This window comes from Catenuloplanes indicus, assembly GCF_030813715.1.
Taxonomy (GTDB): Bacteria; Actinomycetota; Actinomycetes; order Mycobacteriales; family Micromonosporaceae; genus Catenuloplanes; species Catenuloplanes indicus.
The window spans coordinates 8,066,343-8,085,168 of the sequence record NZ_JAUSUZ010000001.1 but is presented as its reverse complement, the minus strand read 5'-3'; the positions used below and the strand labels follow the sequence as shown (position 1 = coordinate 8,085,168).

Sequence of the window (18,826 nt, the reverse complement as noted above, 5' to 3'; positions counted from 1 at the left end):
GACGTGGTCAGGCTCTCCACGTAGAGCAGGGCCGGCAGGACAGCAGCATGACCTCCGGCGGCAGGTGCACCTCGTGCAACGCCGGGATCAGGCCGAGCAGCAGCACCGGCGGCGCCACCCGCAGCCGGGTGGCGAGAGCGTTGCAGCACAACACCGCGGCACCGAGCACCACGACGATTTCGAGCGCGAACACGCGGCCCCCTGTAGCAGGACGTTCAGTGTGCCGCGGGCATACCCACGTCGCGGGCGCGCAGCACGGCCTGAGTCCGATCCGTGACGCCGATCTTCGCGAAGACCGCGGTGAGCTGGTTGCGAATGGTCTTCTCACTGACGGTCAGATGCCTGGCGATCTCCACGTTCGCCTCGCCGGTGAGCAGATGCGCCACGATCTCCCGTTCGCGCGGCGTGAGCTTGTCGAACGGGGCCGGCAGCTCGCGCGCGGCGCCGCGGTTCATGCCGCCGAGCACGGTCGCGGTGATCGACGGCCCGAGCACCACGCCGCCGTTGCCCGCGGTGCGCAGCGCGTCGATCACCACGTCCGGGTCGTCGTCCTTGACCACGAAACCGGCCGCGCCGGCGTTCAGCGCCTTGATCACGACGTCGTGGTCGTCGGTCATGGTCAGCATCACGATGCGGGCGGCGGGCCGGGCCGCGAGGATCCGGCGGGTGGCCTCGATGCCGTCGCCGTCCGGCAGTGCGAAGTCCATCGCCACCACGTCGGCCTGACCGGCCACCGCCTCGCGCACCGCGTCGGCGACGCTCGCGGCCTCGAGCACCTCGGAGACCCAGCTCTCACCCTCCAGCATCGCGCGCAGCCCGCGCCGCACCACCGGGTGGTCGTCCACCACGAGCACCCGTTTTGTCTGGGCCATGCCACGCCGCCTTCGGTTTCCCGGCCTCCTCCGGCGGTTACCCCAAGTCTCCGCCTCCGCCAAGCAGAAGACGATAGTGCGCGCGTGGCCAACATCGGAACCGCCCCCGTCGATCCGGCGCCCGGCAACCACAAAAAGATCGTTTTCAGGTACGTTCCGCGGCCCGGCGGATCGCCAGGTGACGACACCGGGGAAGCGGCCGGCACCCCCACCAGCCGCTTCCCCGCTCATTGTCGTCTTGGTTACAGCACCGGCTCTCAGACCGACGCCGCGATCGGCAGGTGGACGCGGACCGCGGCACCGTGCGGGACGGTCGAGGCGATCACGCACTCGCCGCCGAGCTCCTCCGCGCGTTCCCGCATGGACTGCAGGCCGACGCCGGCCCGCCCGTTGTCGGACGAGGCCAGCCCGATGCCGTCGTCGATGACTTCAAGATCCAGCGTACGGGTACGGGTGATCGACACCCGGCAGTGCGACGCGCGCGCGTGCCGGGCCACGTTGTTGAGCGATTCCGAGACGATCCGGTACGCCGCGACCTCCACCGCGGCCGGCAGCCCGGTCAGGTCTCCGTCCGACTCGAACGTGACCGCCAGTCCGTCGGTGTCGAACCGCTGGCACTCGGCCCGCAGCGCCTCACCCAGCCCGCGGTCCAGCGACGGCGGCCGCAGCGCGGTGACCAGCGCGCGCACCTCCGCGGTGCAGATCTGCAGGTCGCCGGTGAGCCCGTCGAGCAACTGGCCCACCTTGGACGGCCCGGACATCTTCCGCGCGGCCCGGATCTGCATGGCTATGCCGGTCAGCGCGGGCCCGACGCCGTCGTGCAGGTCGCGGCGCAGCCGGCGGCGTTCCTCCTCGCGCGCCATGACCAGGCGTTCCCGGGACTGGCGGAGATCCTGGATGAGCCGGGTGGCCTCGGCCGCCATCGCGGCGTTGAGCGCGACGTCGGCGAGCAGACGGCGTTCCCGGGCGGTGAACCGGGCGCCGGGGCTGCGGCGCCCGACGAGCAGCCGGCCGACCTCGGTGCCGTGCGTCTGCATCGCGAACGTCTCCAGGTGGTCGCTGCGCTCGCCGTGCTCCGCGACGATCCGGGTGCCGTCGGCGTCGCTGAGCGCGACCGCCACGTAGGGCAGCCGCAGCGACTCCGCGACCGCGCTGGTCAGCCGGGGCAGGACGTCGCCGTACTCGGCGGTGTGCCGGAGCAGGTCGAGCAGCGCCGCGATCACCTTGTACGGATTCGCCCGGTCGCCGTAGAGCAGCTGGTCGACGCTCTGCTGCACGCGGCGGCGGACCGGTTCGAACCCGACCGCGATCAACCCGGTGGCGACCAGCGACGCGTTCGTGTTGCCGGCGTCGCCGACCAGCACCGTGCGCAGCGCGGTCACCAGGGCCACGAAGGTGACCACGACCAGCAGCGTCATCACCAGCCACACCGTGGTGCGGTTGACCGCGCGGTCGAGCCCGTAGAGCCGGTAGCGCAGGATCGCCACCGCCATCGCGATCGGCACCGCGACCGCGATCAGCGGGAACCCGAGCGGGAAGCCGAAGCCGGAGTCGAGCCCGATGCCGATGACCATCAGGATCGCGGCCGGGATCAGGCAGGCGAGCTGGCGGCGCGTGTCCCCCTCGGCCACGCGCCACCGCGCCCAGAGCGAGCCCACGATCGCCAGTCCGAGCGTCAGCGTGACGGCCACGCCGATCAGCGCCACCAGCAGGGACGCCCGGCCGAGCGGTGTGTACTCCGGGTTGAACTCGATCAGGAACGCGTACGGCCGGTCCGCGGCGACACCGGCCAGGCCCACCGTGGAGATCAGCACCGCGGCGCCGAGCGCCCAGGCGACCGGCCGCCACCGGCGGGACGGCAGCCGTCCGTCCGGGAAGTACAGCAGCGCGAACAGCACCAGGCCGAACGGCGGCCACCACAGCCACTTGCTGAGCCACACCAGAATCACACTGCCGGTCCAGGAACCGGCCAGCACCGAGATCGCGGCGCTGAGCCCGCCGGCCGTCATCAGCAGGCCCACCGGGTGCCGGGGTGCACCGGTGAGCACCAGCATGCCGGCCGCGGTGAACGCGACCGCGATGGCCGCGTTCAGCCCGATGAAGTCCAGCGCGTACGGGTTGTCGCTGGTGATCTGGCCGATGACGGACAACACCGCGATGACGAAGGTCGCCGCGGCTATGGCGCCGCTCGGAGTCCCGAGCCAACCACGGGTCCTGGGCAACGTGACTCCTATGCAGATGGTGTGGGGGTGAGTCGGTGCGGTCTTACCAGCTGTGGCAGAGCAGCATGTGCAGCGCGCTGCCCTGGGTCATCATGACCAGCGACCGGACCGCGGGCGGGTCGGTCAGCGCGCCGAAGTTCGGCTCGAGGTCGTCGGCGATCTCGGCGAGCGAGCGGCCGGCGGTCGCGGGCAGCTGCGCGATGGTCTGCTCCGGGTCGAACCCGGCCTGGCGGAAGTCGTCCGCGTGCTCGCGGATCATCGTCTTGGTCCGCTCGATCACCGTGGTGATCCGGGCGTGCACCGCCTCCGGGTCGGCCGGGTCGCCGCTCTCGGTCAGGTCGACCAGCGTCCAGTCCCGGCCGAACGCGGGCAGCAGGCGCTTGCCGGACGCGTTGAAGAACTCGATCGTGTTCGTGACGGTCGGCTCGTGGCCGGCGCCCATGTCCGTCTCCGCGAGCAGCGTCTTGACGTCGCGGTAGACGTGCACCCAGGCGTTGGTCGCGGCGACCGCGAAAATCGCGTGCGTGGCCTCAGTGGACATCGGGATCTCCTGTATCTGAAGGGATTGCGGATCAGTCGCGGGGCTTCGGCTCATCCTGCACGCCGCCGGCGACCCGGATCCATGGGACGGATGTCCCGAGACGGCAGGAGGTTCCGGCATCCGCGGGCGCCGCTCGGCCGGGCGGAAGTGCCGAAAACTCCTGGGCGCCGGGACACCAGCCCGCATCGGGCGGGACATCTCAGCGGCCAATGTCTTCTTCAGGACAGCGGCGCGGGAGGCGCGCCGGCCGGTACGACAGATCGGATGCCGACGATGTACGCGACGAGCCTGCACCACGCGACGCTCTCGTACACCCACAGCGGCGGATATGCGACATCCTGCCACTATCTCGGGCCTGGCTGACCTGTTTCCTGGGGGGTGCGCGAAGGCCCCCATCCTCGGGGGGAGGATGGGGGCCTTCGTCGGGGTCTTACTGACTTCACTCCTCGGCGGACGGCGCGGTGCCGAGATCCGCCGGGATCGCGTCCGGCACCTCGGCCGGGCGCTCGGAGGCCCGGAAGACGAGCTTGGACTCGTCGATCTTCTCCGGGTCGCCCTCGCAGTCGACGACCACGATGTGGCCGGGGCGCAGCTCGTTGAAGAGGATGCGCTCGGACAGGTTGTCCTCGACGTCACGCTGGATCGTCCGGCGCAGCGGCCGGGCACCCAGCACCGGGTCGAAGCCCTTCTTCGCCAGGTACTTCTTCGCGTTGTCGGTCAGCTCCAGCGCCATGTCCTTGTTCTTCAGCTGGCCCTCGATCCGCGACACGAAGATGTCCACGATGGACAGGATCTCGGTCTGCTGGAGCTGGTGGAAGACGATGGTGTCGTCGATGCGGTTCAGGAACTCCGGGCGGAAGTGCTGCTTCAGCTCGTCGTTGACCTTCTGCTTCATCCGCTCGTAGTTCGACTCCTGGTCCTCCGACGCCTGGAAGCCCAGCGACACGGCCTTCGCCACGTCACGCGTACCCAGGTTCGTCGTCAGGATGATGACCGTGTTCTTGAAGTCCACGATCCGGCCCTGACCATCGGTCAGGCGGCCGTCCTCCAGGATCTGCAGCAGCGTGTTGAACACATCCGGGTGCGCCTTCTCGATCTCGTCGAAAAGAACCACACTGAACGGCTTGCGCCGCACCTTCTCCGTGAGCTGGCCACCCTCGTCGTAGCCCACGTAACCGGGAGGCGCACCCACCAGGCGGGACACCGTGTACCGGTCGTGGAACTCCGACATGTCCAGCTGGATCAGCGCGTCCTCGGAACCGAACAGGAACTCCGCCAGCGCCTTCGTCAGCTCGGTCTTACCCACGCCGGACGGGCCGGCGAAGATGAACGAGCCGGACGGGCGCTTCGGGTCCTTCAGGCCCGCACGGGTACGCCGGATCGCCTTCGACACGGCCTTGACCGCGTCCAGCTGGCCGACGACGCGCTTGTGCAGCTCGTCCTCCATGCGCAGCAGCCGGGAGGTCTCCTCCTCGGTGAGCTTGTAGACCGGGATGCCGGTCCAGTTGCCCAGCACCTCGGCGATCTGCTCGTCGTCGACCTCGGACACGACGTCCAGGTCGCCGGCCTTCCACTCCTTCTCCCGCTGCGCCTTCTGGGAGAGCAGCTGCTTCTCCTGATCGCGCAGCTGGGCCGCCCGCTCGAAGTCCTGCGCGTCGATCGCGGACTCCTTGGCGCGGCGCACCTCCGCGGTCTTCTCGTCGAAGTCGCGCAGGTCCGGCGGCGCGGTCATCCGGCGGATGCGCATCCGCGCGCCGGCCTCGTCGATCAGGTCGATCGCCTTGTCCGGCAGGTAGCGGTCGGAGATGTACCGGTCGGCCAGCGTGGCCGCGGCCACCAGCGCCGCGTCGGTGAAGCTCACCCGGTGGTGCGCCTCGTACCGGTCGCGGAGACCCTTGAGGATCTCGATGGTGTGCGCCAGCGACGGCTCGCCGACCTGCACCGGCTGGAAACGGCGCTCGAGCGCGGCGTCCTTCTCGATGTACTTCCGGTACTCGTCGTTGGTGGTCGCGCCGATCGTCTGCAGCTCACCCCGGGCCAGCATCGGCTTCAGGATGTTCGCCGCGTCGATCGCACCCTCGGCCGCACCGGCACCGACCAGCGTGTGGATCTCGTCGATGAACAGAATGATGTCGCCGCGGGTGCGGATCTCCTTGAGCACCTTCTTCAGGCGCTCCTCGAAGTCACCGCGGTACCGCGAACCCGCCACCAGCGCGCCGAGGTCCAGCGTGTAGAGCTGCTTGTCCTTCAGCGTCTCCGGGACCTCGCCCTTGACGATCTTCTGGGACAGGCCCTCGACCACGGCGGTCTTGCCGACGCCGGGCTCGCCGATGAGCACCGGGTTGTTCTTGGTGCGGCGGGACAGCACCTGCATGACCCGCTCGATCTCCTTCTCGCGCCCGATGACCGGGTCGAGCTTGCCCTCCTGGGCGGCCTGGGTGAGGTTCCGGCCGAACTGGTCCAGCACCAGGCTGGTCGACGGCGCGGACTCGCCCGGCGCGGTGCCGGCCGTGGCCGCCCCGCCCTTGCCCTCGGAGTAACCGGAGAGGAGCTGGATGACCTGCTGGCGGACCCGGTTGAGGTCGGCGCCCAGCTTGACCAGCACCTGCGCGGCCACGCCCTCACCCTCACGGATCAGGCCGAGCAGGATGTGCTCCGTACCGATGTAGTTGTGCCCCAGCTGAAGGGCCTCGCGGAGCGACAGCTCCAGGACCTTCTTCGCCCGGGGCGTGAACGGGATGTGCCCGCTCGGGGCCTGCTGCCCCTGACCGATGATCTCCTCAACCTGCTGGCGGACGCCTTCCAGTGAGACCCCGAGGCTCTCCAGGGCCTTGGCGGCGACGCCCTCACCCTCGTGGATGAGACCGAGCAGGATGTGCTCGGTGCCGATGTAGTTGTGGTTGAGCATCCGGGCTTCTTCCTGAGCCAGGACGACAACCCGACGCGCTCGGTCGGTGAACCGCTCAAACATGCCCATCACGTCCTCACTGCGGGCTCCCATGCACTCCCGCTGAAACGTACGGCACAAGCAGCACTTCAACCACAGCGCCACCAGTGCAGCACTGTTGAAACACCAGCACCACAGCGGCAGGTGCGCCCGTTTTGTCCCCAGGGTTGCGCTGAGGTAAGCCTCTTGGCCGCGATCGCATGGGCTCTCGCTGTGTCACCCGACTCTTCGGTGACTGCCATGCAGTGGCTCGGGCAGGCGCTCTGCCGCATGACTCACCCTACCGCAGTGAAGATCTTTCACAGTGCGGGAACGGCTCAAAACGGACCACTTCCGCTGACAGGTGAATACCTTCCGCCCTGAGCGGAATCACCCGGCCGCGGGGTCGCCGGAAACCGCTCCGGACTGGCATCCTATGTGCTCATGTACGCACGCGACCAGGACGACATCGCCCCCGAGGCCGCCTTCGGCGCCGCCGTCGCCGCACTCCGCCTGCTCGGCGACGAAACCCGGCTGCGCCTGCTCTGGCACCTGCGCGACGACGAGCGCGACGTGACCGCACTGACCGCCGCGCTCGGCACCGCCGCTCGCCCCGCCGTCTCCCAGCACCTGGCCAAGCTGCGCCTCGCCGGCCTGGTCACCACCCGCCGCGACGGCCGTCGCGTCCTCTACCGCCTCAACGGAACCCACGTCCGCCACCTGGTCGTGGAGTCTCTCGCCCAGGCCGAACACCTACTCACCGCGGCCCACCCCGGCCACTGACCGCGCTTCGCGCCCGCCATCACCCGTTCGGGCGGTACGGGGTGCCGCGAATGAGCGCGAGGACACCGGCGCCGAGCGCTAGAGACGCGGCGAAGAGGAGAACCGGGCGGTAGCCGGCAATCGGCAGCACGACGGTGGCGGCCGGGGTGGCGATCGCGGGCGTGGCGAAGATCAGGGACGTCGCGGTGGCGGAGACGCGGCCGAGGCGAGCCTCGGGCGTGCCGCGCTGTACGGCGGTCACCGCGGCCACCACCGTCCACGGGAGCCCGAGACCGAGGATCAGGCTGCCCGCGATCACGACCGGCGACCAGGGCACGGTCCTCAGCACCAGTGCCACCGCCACCAGCACCGCGCCACACGCCACCAGCGCCGTCTCCACGGCCGGTGCGGCCCGGCCGGAAAGCCGGCCGCCGGAAAGCAGGCGCGCGGACAGCAGACCGCCGAGGATCGCGCCGCCTCCCTGGACGGAACTGAGCACACCGGCGAACGCCGGATCGCGGCCGAGCCCTTCGTCGATCATCGCGTAGAGCACGCCGGAACCGAGCGCGGCTGCCGCCATCGCCGCAGTCGCGACCAGCACGATCGCGCCGAGGCCCGCCTCCCGCCGCAGATGCCCTACCCCGACCACCCAGGCCGTCCACCCGCCGCCGGCCCCGACCGCGTCCGGCCCGGTAGCACCGGACGGGGTCTCGCCCGGCCCGGCACCGGCACTCTCGCCACCCCGCGTGAACGCACGGAACCGCGAGAACCGCGTCGGCCGAGTCACGGCAGCCACGCCGGCCCCGGGCTCGCCCCGCCCCGCACCGGCACTCCCGCCGCCCCGTGCGAACGCGCCGTACCGCGGAAGCCGGGTGCGGAGAGTCGCGGAATGCGCGCCGGGCCGTGGAAGGCGCAGGGCGCCGTACAGCGCGGCCGAGACGCCCAGCAGAGCCGCACACAGCAGAATCACCGGCGCGGCGCCGGACAGGGTGAAGAGGGCGGCGCCGGCCAGTGGGGCCACCAGCTTGACCCCCTCCTGCGCGCTCATCCGCAGGCCGTTGACCGCGCCGAGCGCGTCCCCGGGGAGCGCGGCGGGCAGCAGTCCGGCCTCGGCCGCGTCCATCAGCACCAGCGCGGCGCCGTAACCGAGCATCACCGCGAAGATCGGCCCGGCCCGGTCCGGGCCGCGCACCGCGAGCAGGGTTAGGAGCCCACCGGCCACGATCACGGCGGTACGGACCAGGAGCGCCTGCCGTGGCAGCCGGTCCGCGAGCGCGCCGATCATCGGACCGGCCAGTGACGGGACGTAGACGCACGCGGTGGCCAGCGCGGCCAGGCGGGCGTCGCCGGTCAGGCTCATCACCCAGATGCCGGCGGTCAGGATCATCGCGTTGCCGCCGAAGCCGGCGGCCAGCGAGACGGTCACGAACAGCACGGCGTTGCGACGCCCGTCCGCCTTGAGCTCCACTGACTCAACTCTGGCAGTGGAGCAGGCCGGCGTCAACCGCGCCGGGCCCGGGCCTCGCGCGCGGCGGATCGCAGCCGGTCGAGCGCGGCCCGCGGCGCGTCCGGCAGCGCGGCCGCGTCCCACTCGCGCAGGTCGTTCAGCACATCGTCGACCAGGCTGTACCGGCCGCCGGGCGGATCGTCGGGCCGCTGCGCCGCCGCGAGGGCGAGGCACTGCCGGACGAGCGCGGCCGCGGGATGCCGGTCGTCCCACCCGGGGTCGGCGGCGATCGCCCCGGCGGCCGCGGACACGGCCGAGATGAGGTTCCGCACCGGGTCGTCAACAGATTGCTGACGAACCGTGATCCGGCGGCGGAGGCGGGCCAGGCGCTGCTCACCGGCCTGGCGGGAGGCGAGGCCGAGCGCGGACGCGATCGCCGACCACCCGGCGCCGCCGTCCCGGGCGGCCTCGATCAGTGCGGCCTCGGCCGCGTCCAGCTCCGTGCGGAGCTGGGCCACCCGGCCGAGCGCGGCCATCGCCTCGGCCAGCCCGGGTGCGGGCGCGGCCAGCACCGCGTGCACCTCGTCGTAGGGACGCATGGTGACGATGCTCTCCACGTACCGCCGGGCTTGTCAATGTTCTGTTGACGGGCCGCGCTGGTAGCGTCGCGTCGTGAGCAGTGCGGACGCACATCGGGTGTTCGAGCGATATCTGGTCGCCGGGGCGATGTCCCGCGACCCGGACGCGGTGGCGGCGCTCTTCGCCGAGGACGGCGTGCTGGAGTGGCCGCTGCACCGCACGCGGTTCGCGGGGCGGGACGAGATCCGCCACGGGCTGCGCGGCTACTATGCGCGCCATACCGCGCCGACGGCGTCGGTCGATCCGGACCGGTCGGGCTGTGTACTGCACCGGACGACGGAGCGGGACACGTTCCTCGTGGAGATCGACACCGTTTTCGCGGGATCGGACGACGCCACGGCACTGGTGTGGATCTTCCGGATCGACGGCGACGAGCAGATCGTGCGACTGCGGGACTACTTCGCCGGGGAGGCGTGATGAGCGAGCTGCTACGGGTCGATCTCGGCGAGGTGCCGTACGACGAGTCGGGCGCCACCATGACCGGCTGGGCGGACGAGTGCCGGGACGGGCACGCCCCGGACCGGTTGTTCCTGCTCACGCACCCGCCGGTGATCACCTACGGGCGGTTGACGCCGCCGGAGGAGCTGCCCGGCCCGCTCGGCGGGATCCCGACCGTCCCGGTGGACCGGGGCGGGCACGCGACCTACCACGGTCCGGGGCAGCTGGTCGGCTACCTGATCGTGAACCTGCGGGAGCGGCAGAGTGGGCCGGTGGACATCATCCGGCTGGTCGAGAACACGTTGATCGAGGCGGTCGGCTCGCTCGGCTTCGAGGCGATCCGGCGGGACACGCCGAAGGGCGCGCCGAGCCTGGTGGGCGTGTGGACGCCGGACGGCCGCAAGCTCGTGTCGATCGGCATGCGGATCCGCGGCGGCATCACCACGCACGGTTTCGCGCTGAACGTGGACCCGGACCTGTCCGTCTTCGACACGTTCGTCGCCTGCGGTCTCGCGGACGTGTCGATGACCTCGCTCCGGCAGCTCGCCGACGAGCGGGGCATGCAGACGCCGGACCTGGCGACGGTACGGGACGCGGTGGCCAAGGCCTTCCAGGCGACCTGATTGGCACGCGTGTTCTAACCGGCCTAGGATCGGCGGCATGAGCCACCAGCCCTCCCTGCTCGACATGGCGTCCGGGTCCGGCCCGGCGCTCGGCGACCTGCGCGACGCGGTGCGGCACCCGCTGACCCGCGGCGCCTGGGTCGATCACCTGCCGGGCTGGGTCTCCGGGTCCGACGCGGTGCTCGACACGCTGCTCGGCGACATCGGCTGGCGGGCCGATCGAGTGCGGATGTACGAGCGGGAGGTCGACGTACCGCGGCTGCTGCGGTGGTTCGGCGAGGGCGAGCCGCTCCCCCACCCGCTGCTCACCGACGCCCGCACCCGGCTGACCGCGCACTACGCGCGCGAGCTGGGCGAGCCGTTCACCACGGCCGGCATGTGCCTCTACCGCGACGGGCGGGACAGCGTGGCCTGGCACGGCGACACCAAGGGCCGGTCGGCCGCGTCGGACACCATGGTCGCGATCGTGTCGTTCGGCTCACCGCGCACGCTGATGCTGCGCCCGCGCGGCGGCGGCGAGAGCCTGCGCTTCCCGCTCGGCCACGGCGACCTGATCGTGATGGGCGGCTCCTGCCAACGCACCTGGGAGCACGCGATCCCGAAGACCGCCCGCCCGGTCGGCCCGCGGGTCAGCGTCCAGTTCCGTCCGTACGACGTGGCTTGACCTGGAGCGCGCTCCAGGTCATAGCGTCAATCCCCGGTGAGCACATCAACGGGAGGAAACACCATGCGTACCAGGGACTTCGGACGGCTCGGGCAGGTCAGCGCGCTGACGCTCGGCGGCGGCGGTATCGGCGCGGTCTGGGGCGAGACGAGCCGGGCCGAGGCGATCGCGACCGTGCACGCGGCGCTGGACGCCGGGATCACGCTGGTCGACGTGGCGCCGAGCTACGGGCCGGACTTCGAGGCCGAGCGGGTCGCCGGCGCGGCACTGAAGGGACGCGAGGCGCTGCTGGCGACGAAGGCACAGGTGCACGACGACGAGTTCCCCGACCCGGTCGCGCGGATGGTCGAGAGCCTGGAGGACAGCCTGCGCCGGCTCGGCCGCGAGTCGGTCGACATGTTCCTGCTGCACACGCAGCTACGCCCGGCCGGCACCGACGGCCCGAAGGGCACGCTCGACTACGACCGGTACGCGACCGAGGTCGCGCCCGCGTTCGACCGGCTGCGCACCGAGGGCAAGATCCGGTCGTGGGGCCTGACCGCGGTCGGCCACCCGCAGAGCATCATCGACGCGATCGGTAATACCGCGCACCGCCCGGACTACGCGCAGGTCATCGTGAACGCGCTGGACATGAACGGCGACATGTGGATCTACGGTGACCTGCCGTCGCGCAACGTGGAGATCGTCGCGGCCGCGAACGCGGCCGGCGTCGGCGTGATCGCGATCCGCGCGGTCGCGGCCGGTTCGCTGGCGTCCTCGCTGGACCGCACGATGGCCCCCGACTACCCGGCCGCGGTCGACTTCGCCCGCGCGGAGCCGTTCCGCAAGCTCGCGGCCGAGCTCGGCGAGTCCCCCGCCGCGCTGGCCCACCGCTGGGCGCTGACCGCACCGGGCGTCGCCACCGTGGTGCTCGGCGTGAAGAACCGCGACGAGCTGGCCGAGTGCGTCGCGGCCGAGGCCCGCGGCCCGCTCTCCGACGCGGAGATGGCCGCGATCGCGGCGCTGCGCGCGTAGAACGACCCCGGCGGTGCGCGCGTGACAGCATCAGAAGCGGATCCTCCCGCTTCCGGCGCGGTGCGGTCCGCATGCTCCCGCGGGCACCGGCCCAATGCCACTCAGCTTATTTTGATCTTGAAGCGGGCCCGGTGGGGCCGTGAATCCCCGGCCGGCGCAGATGCCGTCCCGTGCGGTTCGGCGGGCAGGGAGCAGACGCGGTGGGGTGCTTTGTGAACCCCAGGTCAGGATCCATGGTCAACTTGAGTTGAGTGGCATTGGGCACCGGTCGTCGCTGGCGCTCCCGCCTGCCGGTCCCGCCTCGACACCGGCAGTGCACACCCGCACCGCCCGCGATCCACGTGCTTCGCACGCGACCGGTCCCGGGCCGACGCCGGCGGTGCAGGCCGCGCGCTTCGCTCGCCGCCGCAGGCGGGTCACATGCCCGGGATCACCGTCCATCCGTGTGGATCGAGGACCGAGGTGTGGGGGTGGCCGCTTCGCGGCGTGCCGACGCTGCTCACCCGGCACACGCTGGATCGAGGCAGCCGGCAGCGGCGTGCAGATCTCGCACCGCACCACCGAGCCGGTGGCCGCCGCACCCCATGCCCGAAATATCGCGATATCGGGGGGTGAGGCGTCCGGCGGTTCTCCGCCGCCCCGGCGCGAAGGCGACGCCGCCAGCGCTGAGTGATCAATCAGTGGTGCGAAAAGGAGATCCAATATCGAAGTTGATCGCCATTTTGTACCACTGATTGATCACTCAGCCGGGCAGGTGGGATTCCCGCGGACACGGACGCTCGGCGGCGGCGCGAGATATGGCGATATTTCGGACGCGGGCTTCGCACGCGCTCCGAGGCAGCCACTGCGCATCGCCACTGCGCAGCCGCGCCGCGTCGCGCCGCGCGGCCCGACGCTGCGGTTCGCGCGTTCGTACTGCGCCGCGCTTCGCGCGTTCGTGTGGTGCCCGGCGGGCCCGTGCCGAGCCGGGCCGCACCTCCGGGCCGGGTCGCACCTTCGCGCCGGATCGGCCCTCCGGGGCGGATCGGGCCTCCGGGGCGGATCGGGCCTCCGGGGCAGATCGGCCCTCCGGGGCAGATCGGCCCTCCGGGGCAGATCGGCCCTCCGGGGCAGATCGGCCCTCCGGGGCAGATCGGCCCTCCGGGGCAGATCGGCCCTCCGGGGCAGATCGGCCCTCCGGGGCAGATCGGCCCTCCGGGGCAGATCGGCCCTCCGGGGCAGATCGGGCCTCCGGGGCGGATCGGGCCTCCGCGCTGGGCAGAGGATCCGCGCCGGGCCAGGTATCCGGGGCGGGGCGTGCCGTGCGCCTTCGGGGGTGGGGCCTTGCGCCGATTACGGGGCATTTCGGCTGCCTGCCCGGGGGGTGCGGGGTGCCAGGGAAATGCCGGTGCTTGGGTAGGCAGGTGGTCAGGTAAGCAGAGCAAAGCGATGACGGTGGAGGGCCCGCGCCCACAGACCGGCAGGGAGGAGCGCCGGCGACGACCGGTGCCCGCGGGAGCACCGGGAATCGGCCACGCCGGGAGCGGGAAAATCATGAATGTGCCGCGAAGCGGGAGAATGTCGGTCATGGATCTTGTCACCTACACGCCGGCCGAGGCGGCCGAGAAGACCGGGCTGACGCTGGACACGCTGCGCTACTACGAGCGGTCCGGGCTGCTCAACGACGTGGAGCGGACCTCCGGCGGGCGGCGGGTCTACACCGACGCGCACCTCGGCTGGCTGGACGTGCTGGTCTGCCTGCGGCGCGGTGGGATGCCGATCCGGCAGGTGCAGCGGTTCGTGGACTCCACCAGGCCGGGAGTCCGGCTGCGGATCCTGGAGGAGCACCGGCGGAACGTGCTGCGCGAGATGGAGGAGCAACGGCGGGCGCTGGGCGTGATCGACGGCAAGATAGACGCGTATCGGCGGCTGGAGAAGGAGGAGCACCCGAACGAGTAACCCAGCGAGGAATATTCCGGGCGAAGTTGAACTCTCCGGCGACGCGTTCCCGTATGTGTCGGCAACCAGGTCAGCCGCTGCAGATTCACCAGGACCCGGAGGACAAGAGCATGACGGAGCTGGCACGGATCGGTGTCACCGGTCTGTCGGTCATGGGCCGCAACCTCGCCCGTAACCTCGCCCGGCACGGCCACGTGGTCGCGGTGCACAACCGGACGGAGAACCGCACCAAGGAGCTGATCGAGGAGTTCGGGCACGAGGGCGCGTTCGTGCCCGCGCAGACCGCCGCCGAGTTCGTCGCCGCGATCGCGCGTCCCCGGAAGATCATCGTGATGGTGACGGCCGGTGATCCGACGGACCGGGTGATCGACGAGCTCACGCCGCTGCTCGACCCGGGCGACATGATCATCGACGGCGGCAACGCGAACGTCGCCGAGACGATCCGCCGCGAGGAGGCGCTGCGCGAGAAGGGCCTGCACTTCGTGGGCGCGGGCATCTCCGGCGGTGAGGAGGGCGCGCTGCACGGGCCGAGCATCATGCCGGGCGGCTCCGCCGAGGCGTACGCGGAGATCGGCCCGATCCTGGAGGGCATCGCGGCCCGGGTCGACGGCCGGCCGTGCTGCACGCACGTCGGCCCGGACGGCGCCGGTCACTTCGTCAAGACGGTGCACAACGGCATCGAGTACGCGGACATGCAGCTGATCGCGGAGGCGTACGACCTGCTGCGGAAGGCGACGAACCTGGTGCCGGACGACATCGCCGAGGTCTTCGCCGGCTGGAACGAGGGCCGGCTCGCCTCCTACCTGGTCGAGATCACCGCCGAGGTGCTGGGCCAGGTCGACGCGGAGACCGGCCGCCCGTTCGTGGACGTGGTCATGGACCGCGCGGAGCAGAAGGGCACCGGCCGCTGGACCGTGCAGGCCGCGCTGGACCTGGGCACGCCGGTCCCGGGCATCGCGGAGGCGGTCTTCGCCCGCACGCTGTCCGGCCAGACCGAGCTGCGGGCCGCCGCCCGGGAGCTGCCCGGCCCGCCGCCCGGTGCCCGGGAGGCGTCCCGCGCGCTGGTCGAGGACATCGAGAAGGCGCTCTACGCCTCCAAGATCGTCGTCTACGCGCAGGGCTTCCACCAGATCGCGACGGCGTCCGCCGAGTTCGGCTGGAAGGTCGATCTGGGCGCGATGGCCCGGATCTGGCGTGGCGGCTGCATCATCCGGGCGCGGTTCCTGGACCGGATCTGGTCCGCCTACAACGCCGACCCGGACCTGCCCACGCTGCTGACCGACGAGTATTTCCGGGAGGCCCTGACCGACGCGCAGAAGGCGTGGCGGCGCGTGGTGTCCACCGCGACCTGGCTGGGCATCCCGGTGCCCGGCCTCAGCTCCGCGCTCGCCTACTACGACGGGCTGCGCGCGCAGCGGCTGCCGGCCGCGCTGATCCAGGGTCAGCGCGACTACTTCGGCGCGCACGGATACCGCCGGGTGGACCGGGCCGGCACCTACCACACCGCATGGTCCGGCAACCGCGGCGAGTCACCCAGCTGAGCACCCCGGCGTGACCTGGGCGCCCCTGTGCTGCGGGGCGCCCGGAGCGCGAGACGCTACCGGCCGGCTCGGGGAGCCGCGGCTCACGACCGGAAGGTCACCTCCGGGTAGGCCGAGACCGGGTCCAGCCGGCCCGCACGTCCCGGCGTTCCGTCGGCTCTTCCAGCACGAACGACACGTCCGCGGCCCGGCTCCGCGGCGAGCGTGGCCAGTGTTCTCATGGCCGTCACCCTGCCGCCCGATCCACTCAGGACACCCGAGGTTCCCCCTCCGGGTCGTTCCGGCTGCCCGGCCCGGCATGACCGGATCGTTCCGCTCCCGGACGGGATCGTGCCTGTCCGGGCAGGTCACCGGCTGCGAGGATCGGGGCATGAGACAAGCGCTGATCGTCGTCGACGTGCAGGAGTCGTTCCGTCAGGGCCCGCGCTGGGCGTCCGTCTCGGTGCCGGACATCGCCGGCCGGGTGGCCCACCTGGTCGCCGCGGCCCGCGAGCGCGGCGACACCGTGATCTGGGTACTGCACGCCGAGCCCGGCACCGGCGGGCCGTTCGACCCGGCGTCCGGCTTCGTCCGCATGATCGACGGCCTGGACCCGCGGCCCGGCGAGCCGGTGCTGACGAAGACCACCCGGAACGCGTTCACCAGCACCGAGCTGCAGCGGCTGCTCACCGTGGCCGGGATCGGCGAGCTGACGATCTGCGGCATCCAGACCGAGCAGTGCTGCGAGACCACCGCCCGGGTCGCCGCCGACCTCGGCTACGACGTGGTGTTCGTGACCGAGGCGACCGCGACGTTCCCGATCCCGCACCGCTCGGCCGCGGACCGGCCGTGGGCGGAGATCCTGGCCGACCCGCGCACGCTGGACACCGCCGCGATCGTCGAGCGCACGGAGTACGCGCTGGCCGGGCGGTTCGCCACGATCCGTACCGTGGCGGAGGTCGTGGCCCGGTGACCGCCGTCGTCCTGCTGCTCGTGCCCGGTGTGCACCTGCTCGACCTGGCCGGCCCGGCCCAGGTCTTCGACACGGCCGGTTACCGGCTGCACTTCGTGGCCGAGCGGGAGGACGTCCGGTCCGCGCAGGGCCTGCCGGTCCGCGCGTCGCTCGACTGGCCGGACGACGCGGACCTGGTCGTGGTCCCCGGCTGGCGGGCGTCGCCCACGCTGGCCGGCACCGGTCCGCTGTCCGACGCCACGCTCGGCCGGCTGCGCGCGCACCACGACGCCGGCGGCACCGTCGCCAGCGTCTGCGCCGGCGCGGACGCGCTCGGCCGGGCCGGCCTGCTCGACGGCCGGCGCTGCACCACCCACCACGAACTCCAGGACGAGCTGGCCCGCCGTCACCCGCGCGCGACCGTGGTCCGCGACGTGCTCTACACGGTCGACGGCCGCGTCGTCACGTCCGCCGGCATCGCCAGCGGCATCGACCTGTCGCTGCACCTGGTGGCGGCCGCGCACGGCCCGGCCGCCGCGGCCCGGGTGGCCCGCGCCATGGTCGTCTACGCCCGCCGCAACGGCGACGAACAGCAGGCCAGCGCCATGCTGCGGCACCGCGCGCACCTCAGCGACGCGGTCCACCGGGTGCAGGACGTGATCGACGCCCGCTTCACCGAGCCGCTGCCGCTGGCCACGCTGGCCACCGCCGCGGGCGTCGCCGACCGGACGCTGACCCGCCTGTTCCGCGCCGCGACCGGCCTGACGCCGCTGCGCTACCAGCAGCAGCTCCGCCTGGAACGCGCCGGCCACCTGATCGCGCACGGCGCCACCGTCGAGTCCGCCGCGCACGCGACCGGCTTCACCGACCCGCGCATGCTCCGCCGCCTCCGATCGCGCGCGGCGCCGGTACCGCCGAAGAGGTGATCATTGATGGCACAAATGCACCCGTAGCAGGACGAATGATCTTCGTGGGGCCACCGCGGACGTGACCGGTACGGCATTCTTGGGCGGGGCCTGCGGACCGCGAGGCCCCGCCCCTCAGAATGACGCGGTCGGCCGGAAAGGGGTGCCTGCGTGGAGAAGTTCATGTCCGGGAGCCGGATCTGGCCGGACGAGCAGACGCGCCTGCACTTCTACCTCATCCCGTCGCTCGATCTGAACGGCGAACTCGACGCGCTGATCCAGGACTACCGGGACGTGCTGGACGAGTTCCCCTTCCTGACGCTGGTGCAGGACGAGTGGCTGCACATCACGCTGCACATGGTGACCGGCGTGGCCGCCGAGGAGGTCGGTGACCGGCAGCGGCGCGGCCTGATCCGCACTGTCGGCACCTACCTGGAGGGCCTGGGCCCGATGACGCTGACCGCGGGCCCGGCGCTGGCCACCCGCAACGCGGTGGTGCTGGACGTCGACGGCGACCTGCCGGGTGAGCCGTTCCACGAGGTCTACACGCGGATCCGGGCCGCGGTGGAGGACACGATCGGGCTGGAGGCGGTCGAGTTCGACGCGATGCCGCCGCACCTGACGCTGGGGTACGCGAACGGCAGCGGCGACTCCGGCCGGGTGCAGAGCCTGGTCCGGCGCAAGGTACGGCCGAGCCGGGCCCCGTTCACGGTCGACGAGATCCACCTGGTCGAGGTCGAGCAGGACGCGATGCGCACCGAGTACCGCTGGGACCCGATCGCGACGTTCCCGCTGCTCGGCTAGGTTCGGCGCGACTCGGCCAGCCGGACCGCGGCCGGGTGGTCCACTCCGACCGCGGCCAGCGCCCGGGCCAGCACCGTGTCGGCCGGGGTCGCGGTCACCGGGTCGGCGATCGCGTGCAGCAGGCCCAGCAGCAGGTGCTCGGTGCCGGTGCGCGCGTCGCCGGTGCGCCGCGCCTCCTCCAGCGCGTGCCGCAGCCCGGCCTCCGCGGTGGAGGTGAACGGCAGGTTGGCCGGGGACGGGTCGGGCCCGGTCACCAGCAGCGGGCGGATCGCGCCGCCGGCCACGGCCTTGCCACCGGCCAGGTCGCGGAGCAGCTGCGCGCCGGGGCCGCGGGCGCCGAGCACGCCGAGGATCAGGTGGATCGGTGAGATGACGCTGCTGCGGACCGCGGTGGCCTCGGCATGCGCGAGACCGAGGACGCGCTTGACCCGGTCGGTCAGATCGATGGCGGGTGACGTCATGGAACCTCCCGAGGAGAGGACGACCGGAGTCCACTGTTCCGCCGGGTGGACACGTGAGACAAGGACTCCCGCTCGTTCGGTCACATTCATTCGCGCGG

The 18,826-nt window shown here is 71.9% G+C and carries 18 protein-coding genes; 10 read left to right on the top strand and 8 right to left on the bottom strand.

Annotated features, from left to right (window positions below):
• Positions 1 to 7: 7 nt before the first annotated feature.
• From J2S42_RS36175 to J2S42_RS36155, 5 genes are all read right to left on the bottom strand, one after another.
• Positions 8 to 193 (bottom strand): hypothetical protein, encoded by a 186-nt coding sequence (locus J2S42_RS36175; protein ID WP_307246636.1) that lies wholly within the window; start codon positions 191 to 193, stop codon positions 8 to 10.
• Between the two features lie 22 nt (positions 194 to 215).
• On the bottom strand, positions 216 to 872 hold the full coding sequence (locus J2S42_RS36170; protein WP_307246634.1) for a response regulator transcription factor: 657 nt from the start codon (positions 870 to 872) through the stop codon (positions 216 to 218).
• Between the two features lie 257 nt (positions 873 to 1,129).
• On the bottom strand, positions 1,130 to 3,094 hold the full coding sequence (locus tag J2S42_RS36165) for an ATP-binding protein (RefSeq protein ID WP_307246632.1): 1,965 nt from the start codon (positions 3,092 to 3,094) through the stop codon (positions 1,130 to 1,132).
• Positions 3,095 to 3,137: 43 nt separating this feature from the next.
• A complete protein-coding gene (locus tag J2S42_RS36160; RefSeq protein WP_307246630.1) occupies positions 3,138 to 3,635 on the bottom strand; it encodes a hypothetical protein in 498 nt (165 codons plus the stop codon).
• Positions 3,636 to 4,074: 439 nt separating this feature from the next.
• On the bottom strand, positions 4,075 to 6,606 hold the full coding sequence (locus J2S42_RS36155) for an ATP-dependent Clp protease ATP-binding subunit (protein WP_307249231.1): 2,532 nt from the start codon (positions 6,604 to 6,606) through the stop codon (positions 4,075 to 4,077).
• 399 nt (positions 6,607 to 7,005) lie between these two features.
• On the opposite strand from J2S42_RS36155, the gene J2S42_RS36150 reads away from it, so the two are divergent.
• Positions 7,006 to 7,344 (top strand): ArsR/SmtB family transcription factor, encoded by a 339-nt coding sequence (locus J2S42_RS36150; protein ID WP_307246628.1) that lies wholly within the window; start codon positions 7,006 to 7,008, stop codon positions 7,342 to 7,344.
• Between the two features lie 19 nt (positions 7,345 to 7,363).
• Here the strand turns inward: J2S42_RS36150 and J2S42_RS36145 are convergent, their stop codons facing one another.
• Together J2S42_RS36145 and J2S42_RS36140 are read right to left on the bottom strand one after the other, a co-directional pair.
• Positions 7,364 to 8,791, bottom strand: coding sequence for an MFS transporter (locus tag J2S42_RS36145; protein WP_307246627.1), 1,428 nt, complete (start codon positions 8,789 to 8,791; stop codon positions 7,364 to 7,366).
• A gap of 32 nt (positions 8,792 to 8,823) precedes the next feature.
• Positions 8,824 to 9,369, bottom strand: a complete 546-nt coding sequence (locus J2S42_RS36140; RefSeq protein WP_307246625.1) for a hypothetical protein — start codon at positions 9,367 to 9,369, stop codon at positions 8,824 to 8,826.
• Between the two features lie 73 nt (positions 9,370 to 9,442).
• Here J2S42_RS36140 and J2S42_RS36135 point away from each other — a divergent pair, with 73 nt between their 5' ends.
• The 9 genes from J2S42_RS36135 to J2S42_RS36095 all read left to right on the top strand — a co-directional run bounded on the left by J2S42_RS36135 (position 9,443) and on the right by J2S42_RS36095 (position 18,267).
• Entirely contained in the window at positions 9,443 to 9,826 is a 384-nt protein-coding gene (locus J2S42_RS36135; RefSeq protein WP_307246622.1) for a nuclear transport factor 2 family protein, read from the top strand.
• A complete protein-coding gene (gene lipB / locus J2S42_RS36130) occupies positions 9,826 to 10,470 on the top strand; it encodes a lipoyl(octanoyl) transferase LipB (RefSeq protein ID WP_307246621.1) in 645 nt (214 codons plus the stop codon). The genes J2S42_RS36135 and lipB overlap by 1 nt, the downstream gene beginning before the upstream one ends.
• 37 nt (positions 10,471 to 10,507) lie before the next feature.
• Positions 10,508 to 11,134 carry an alpha-ketoglutarate-dependent dioxygenase AlkB gene (locus J2S42_RS36125; RefSeq protein ID WP_307246619.1) on the top strand — a complete coding sequence of 209 codons (627 nt, stop codon included), beginning with the start codon at positions 10,508 to 10,510 and terminating at the stop codon, positions 11,132 to 11,134.
• Between the two features lie 63 nt (positions 11,135 to 11,197).
• Positions 11,198 to 12,148, top strand: coding sequence for an aldo/keto reductase (locus J2S42_RS36120; protein ID WP_307246617.1), 951 nt, complete (start codon positions 11,198 to 11,200; stop codon positions 12,146 to 12,148).
• A gap of 1,566 nt (positions 12,149 to 13,714) precedes the next feature.
• Entirely contained in the window at positions 13,715 to 14,086 is a 372-nt protein-coding gene (locus J2S42_RS36115) for a MerR family transcriptional regulator (protein WP_307246615.1), read from the top strand.
• Between the two features lie 110 nt (positions 14,087 to 14,196).
• Complete coding sequence (gene gnd / locus J2S42_RS36110) at positions 14,197 to 15,627, top strand: NADP-dependent phosphogluconate dehydrogenase (RefSeq protein ID WP_307246613.1); 1,431 nt, start codon at positions 14,197 to 14,199, stop codon at positions 15,625 to 15,627.
• Between the two features lie 370 nt (positions 15,628 to 15,997).
• Entirely contained in the window at positions 15,998 to 16,579 is a 582-nt protein-coding gene (locus J2S42_RS36105) for an isochorismatase family protein (protein WP_307246611.1), read from the top strand.
• Positions 16,576 to 17,484: a GlxA family transcriptional regulator gene (locus J2S42_RS36100; RefSeq protein ID WP_307246609.1), complete on the top strand. Its 909-nt coding sequence runs from the start codon at positions 16,576 to 16,578 to the stop codon at positions 17,482 to 17,484. The genes J2S42_RS36105 and J2S42_RS36100 overlap by 4 nt, the downstream gene beginning before the upstream one ends.
• A 150-nt stretch (positions 17,485 to 17,634) precedes the next feature.
• Positions 17,635 to 18,267: a 2'-5' RNA ligase family protein gene (locus J2S42_RS36095; RefSeq protein ID WP_307246607.1), complete on the top strand. Its 633-nt coding sequence runs from the start codon at positions 17,635 to 17,637 to the stop codon at positions 18,265 to 18,267.
• Here J2S42_RS36095 and J2S42_RS36090 read toward each other — a convergent pair.
• Positions 18,264 to 18,728 (bottom strand): Clp protease N-terminal domain-containing protein, encoded by a 465-nt coding sequence (locus J2S42_RS36090; RefSeq protein WP_307246605.1) that lies wholly within the window; start codon positions 18,726 to 18,728, stop codon positions 18,264 to 18,266. The genes J2S42_RS36095 and J2S42_RS36090 overlap by 4 nt on opposite strands.
• Positions 18,729 to 18,826: the final 98 nt, after the last annotated feature.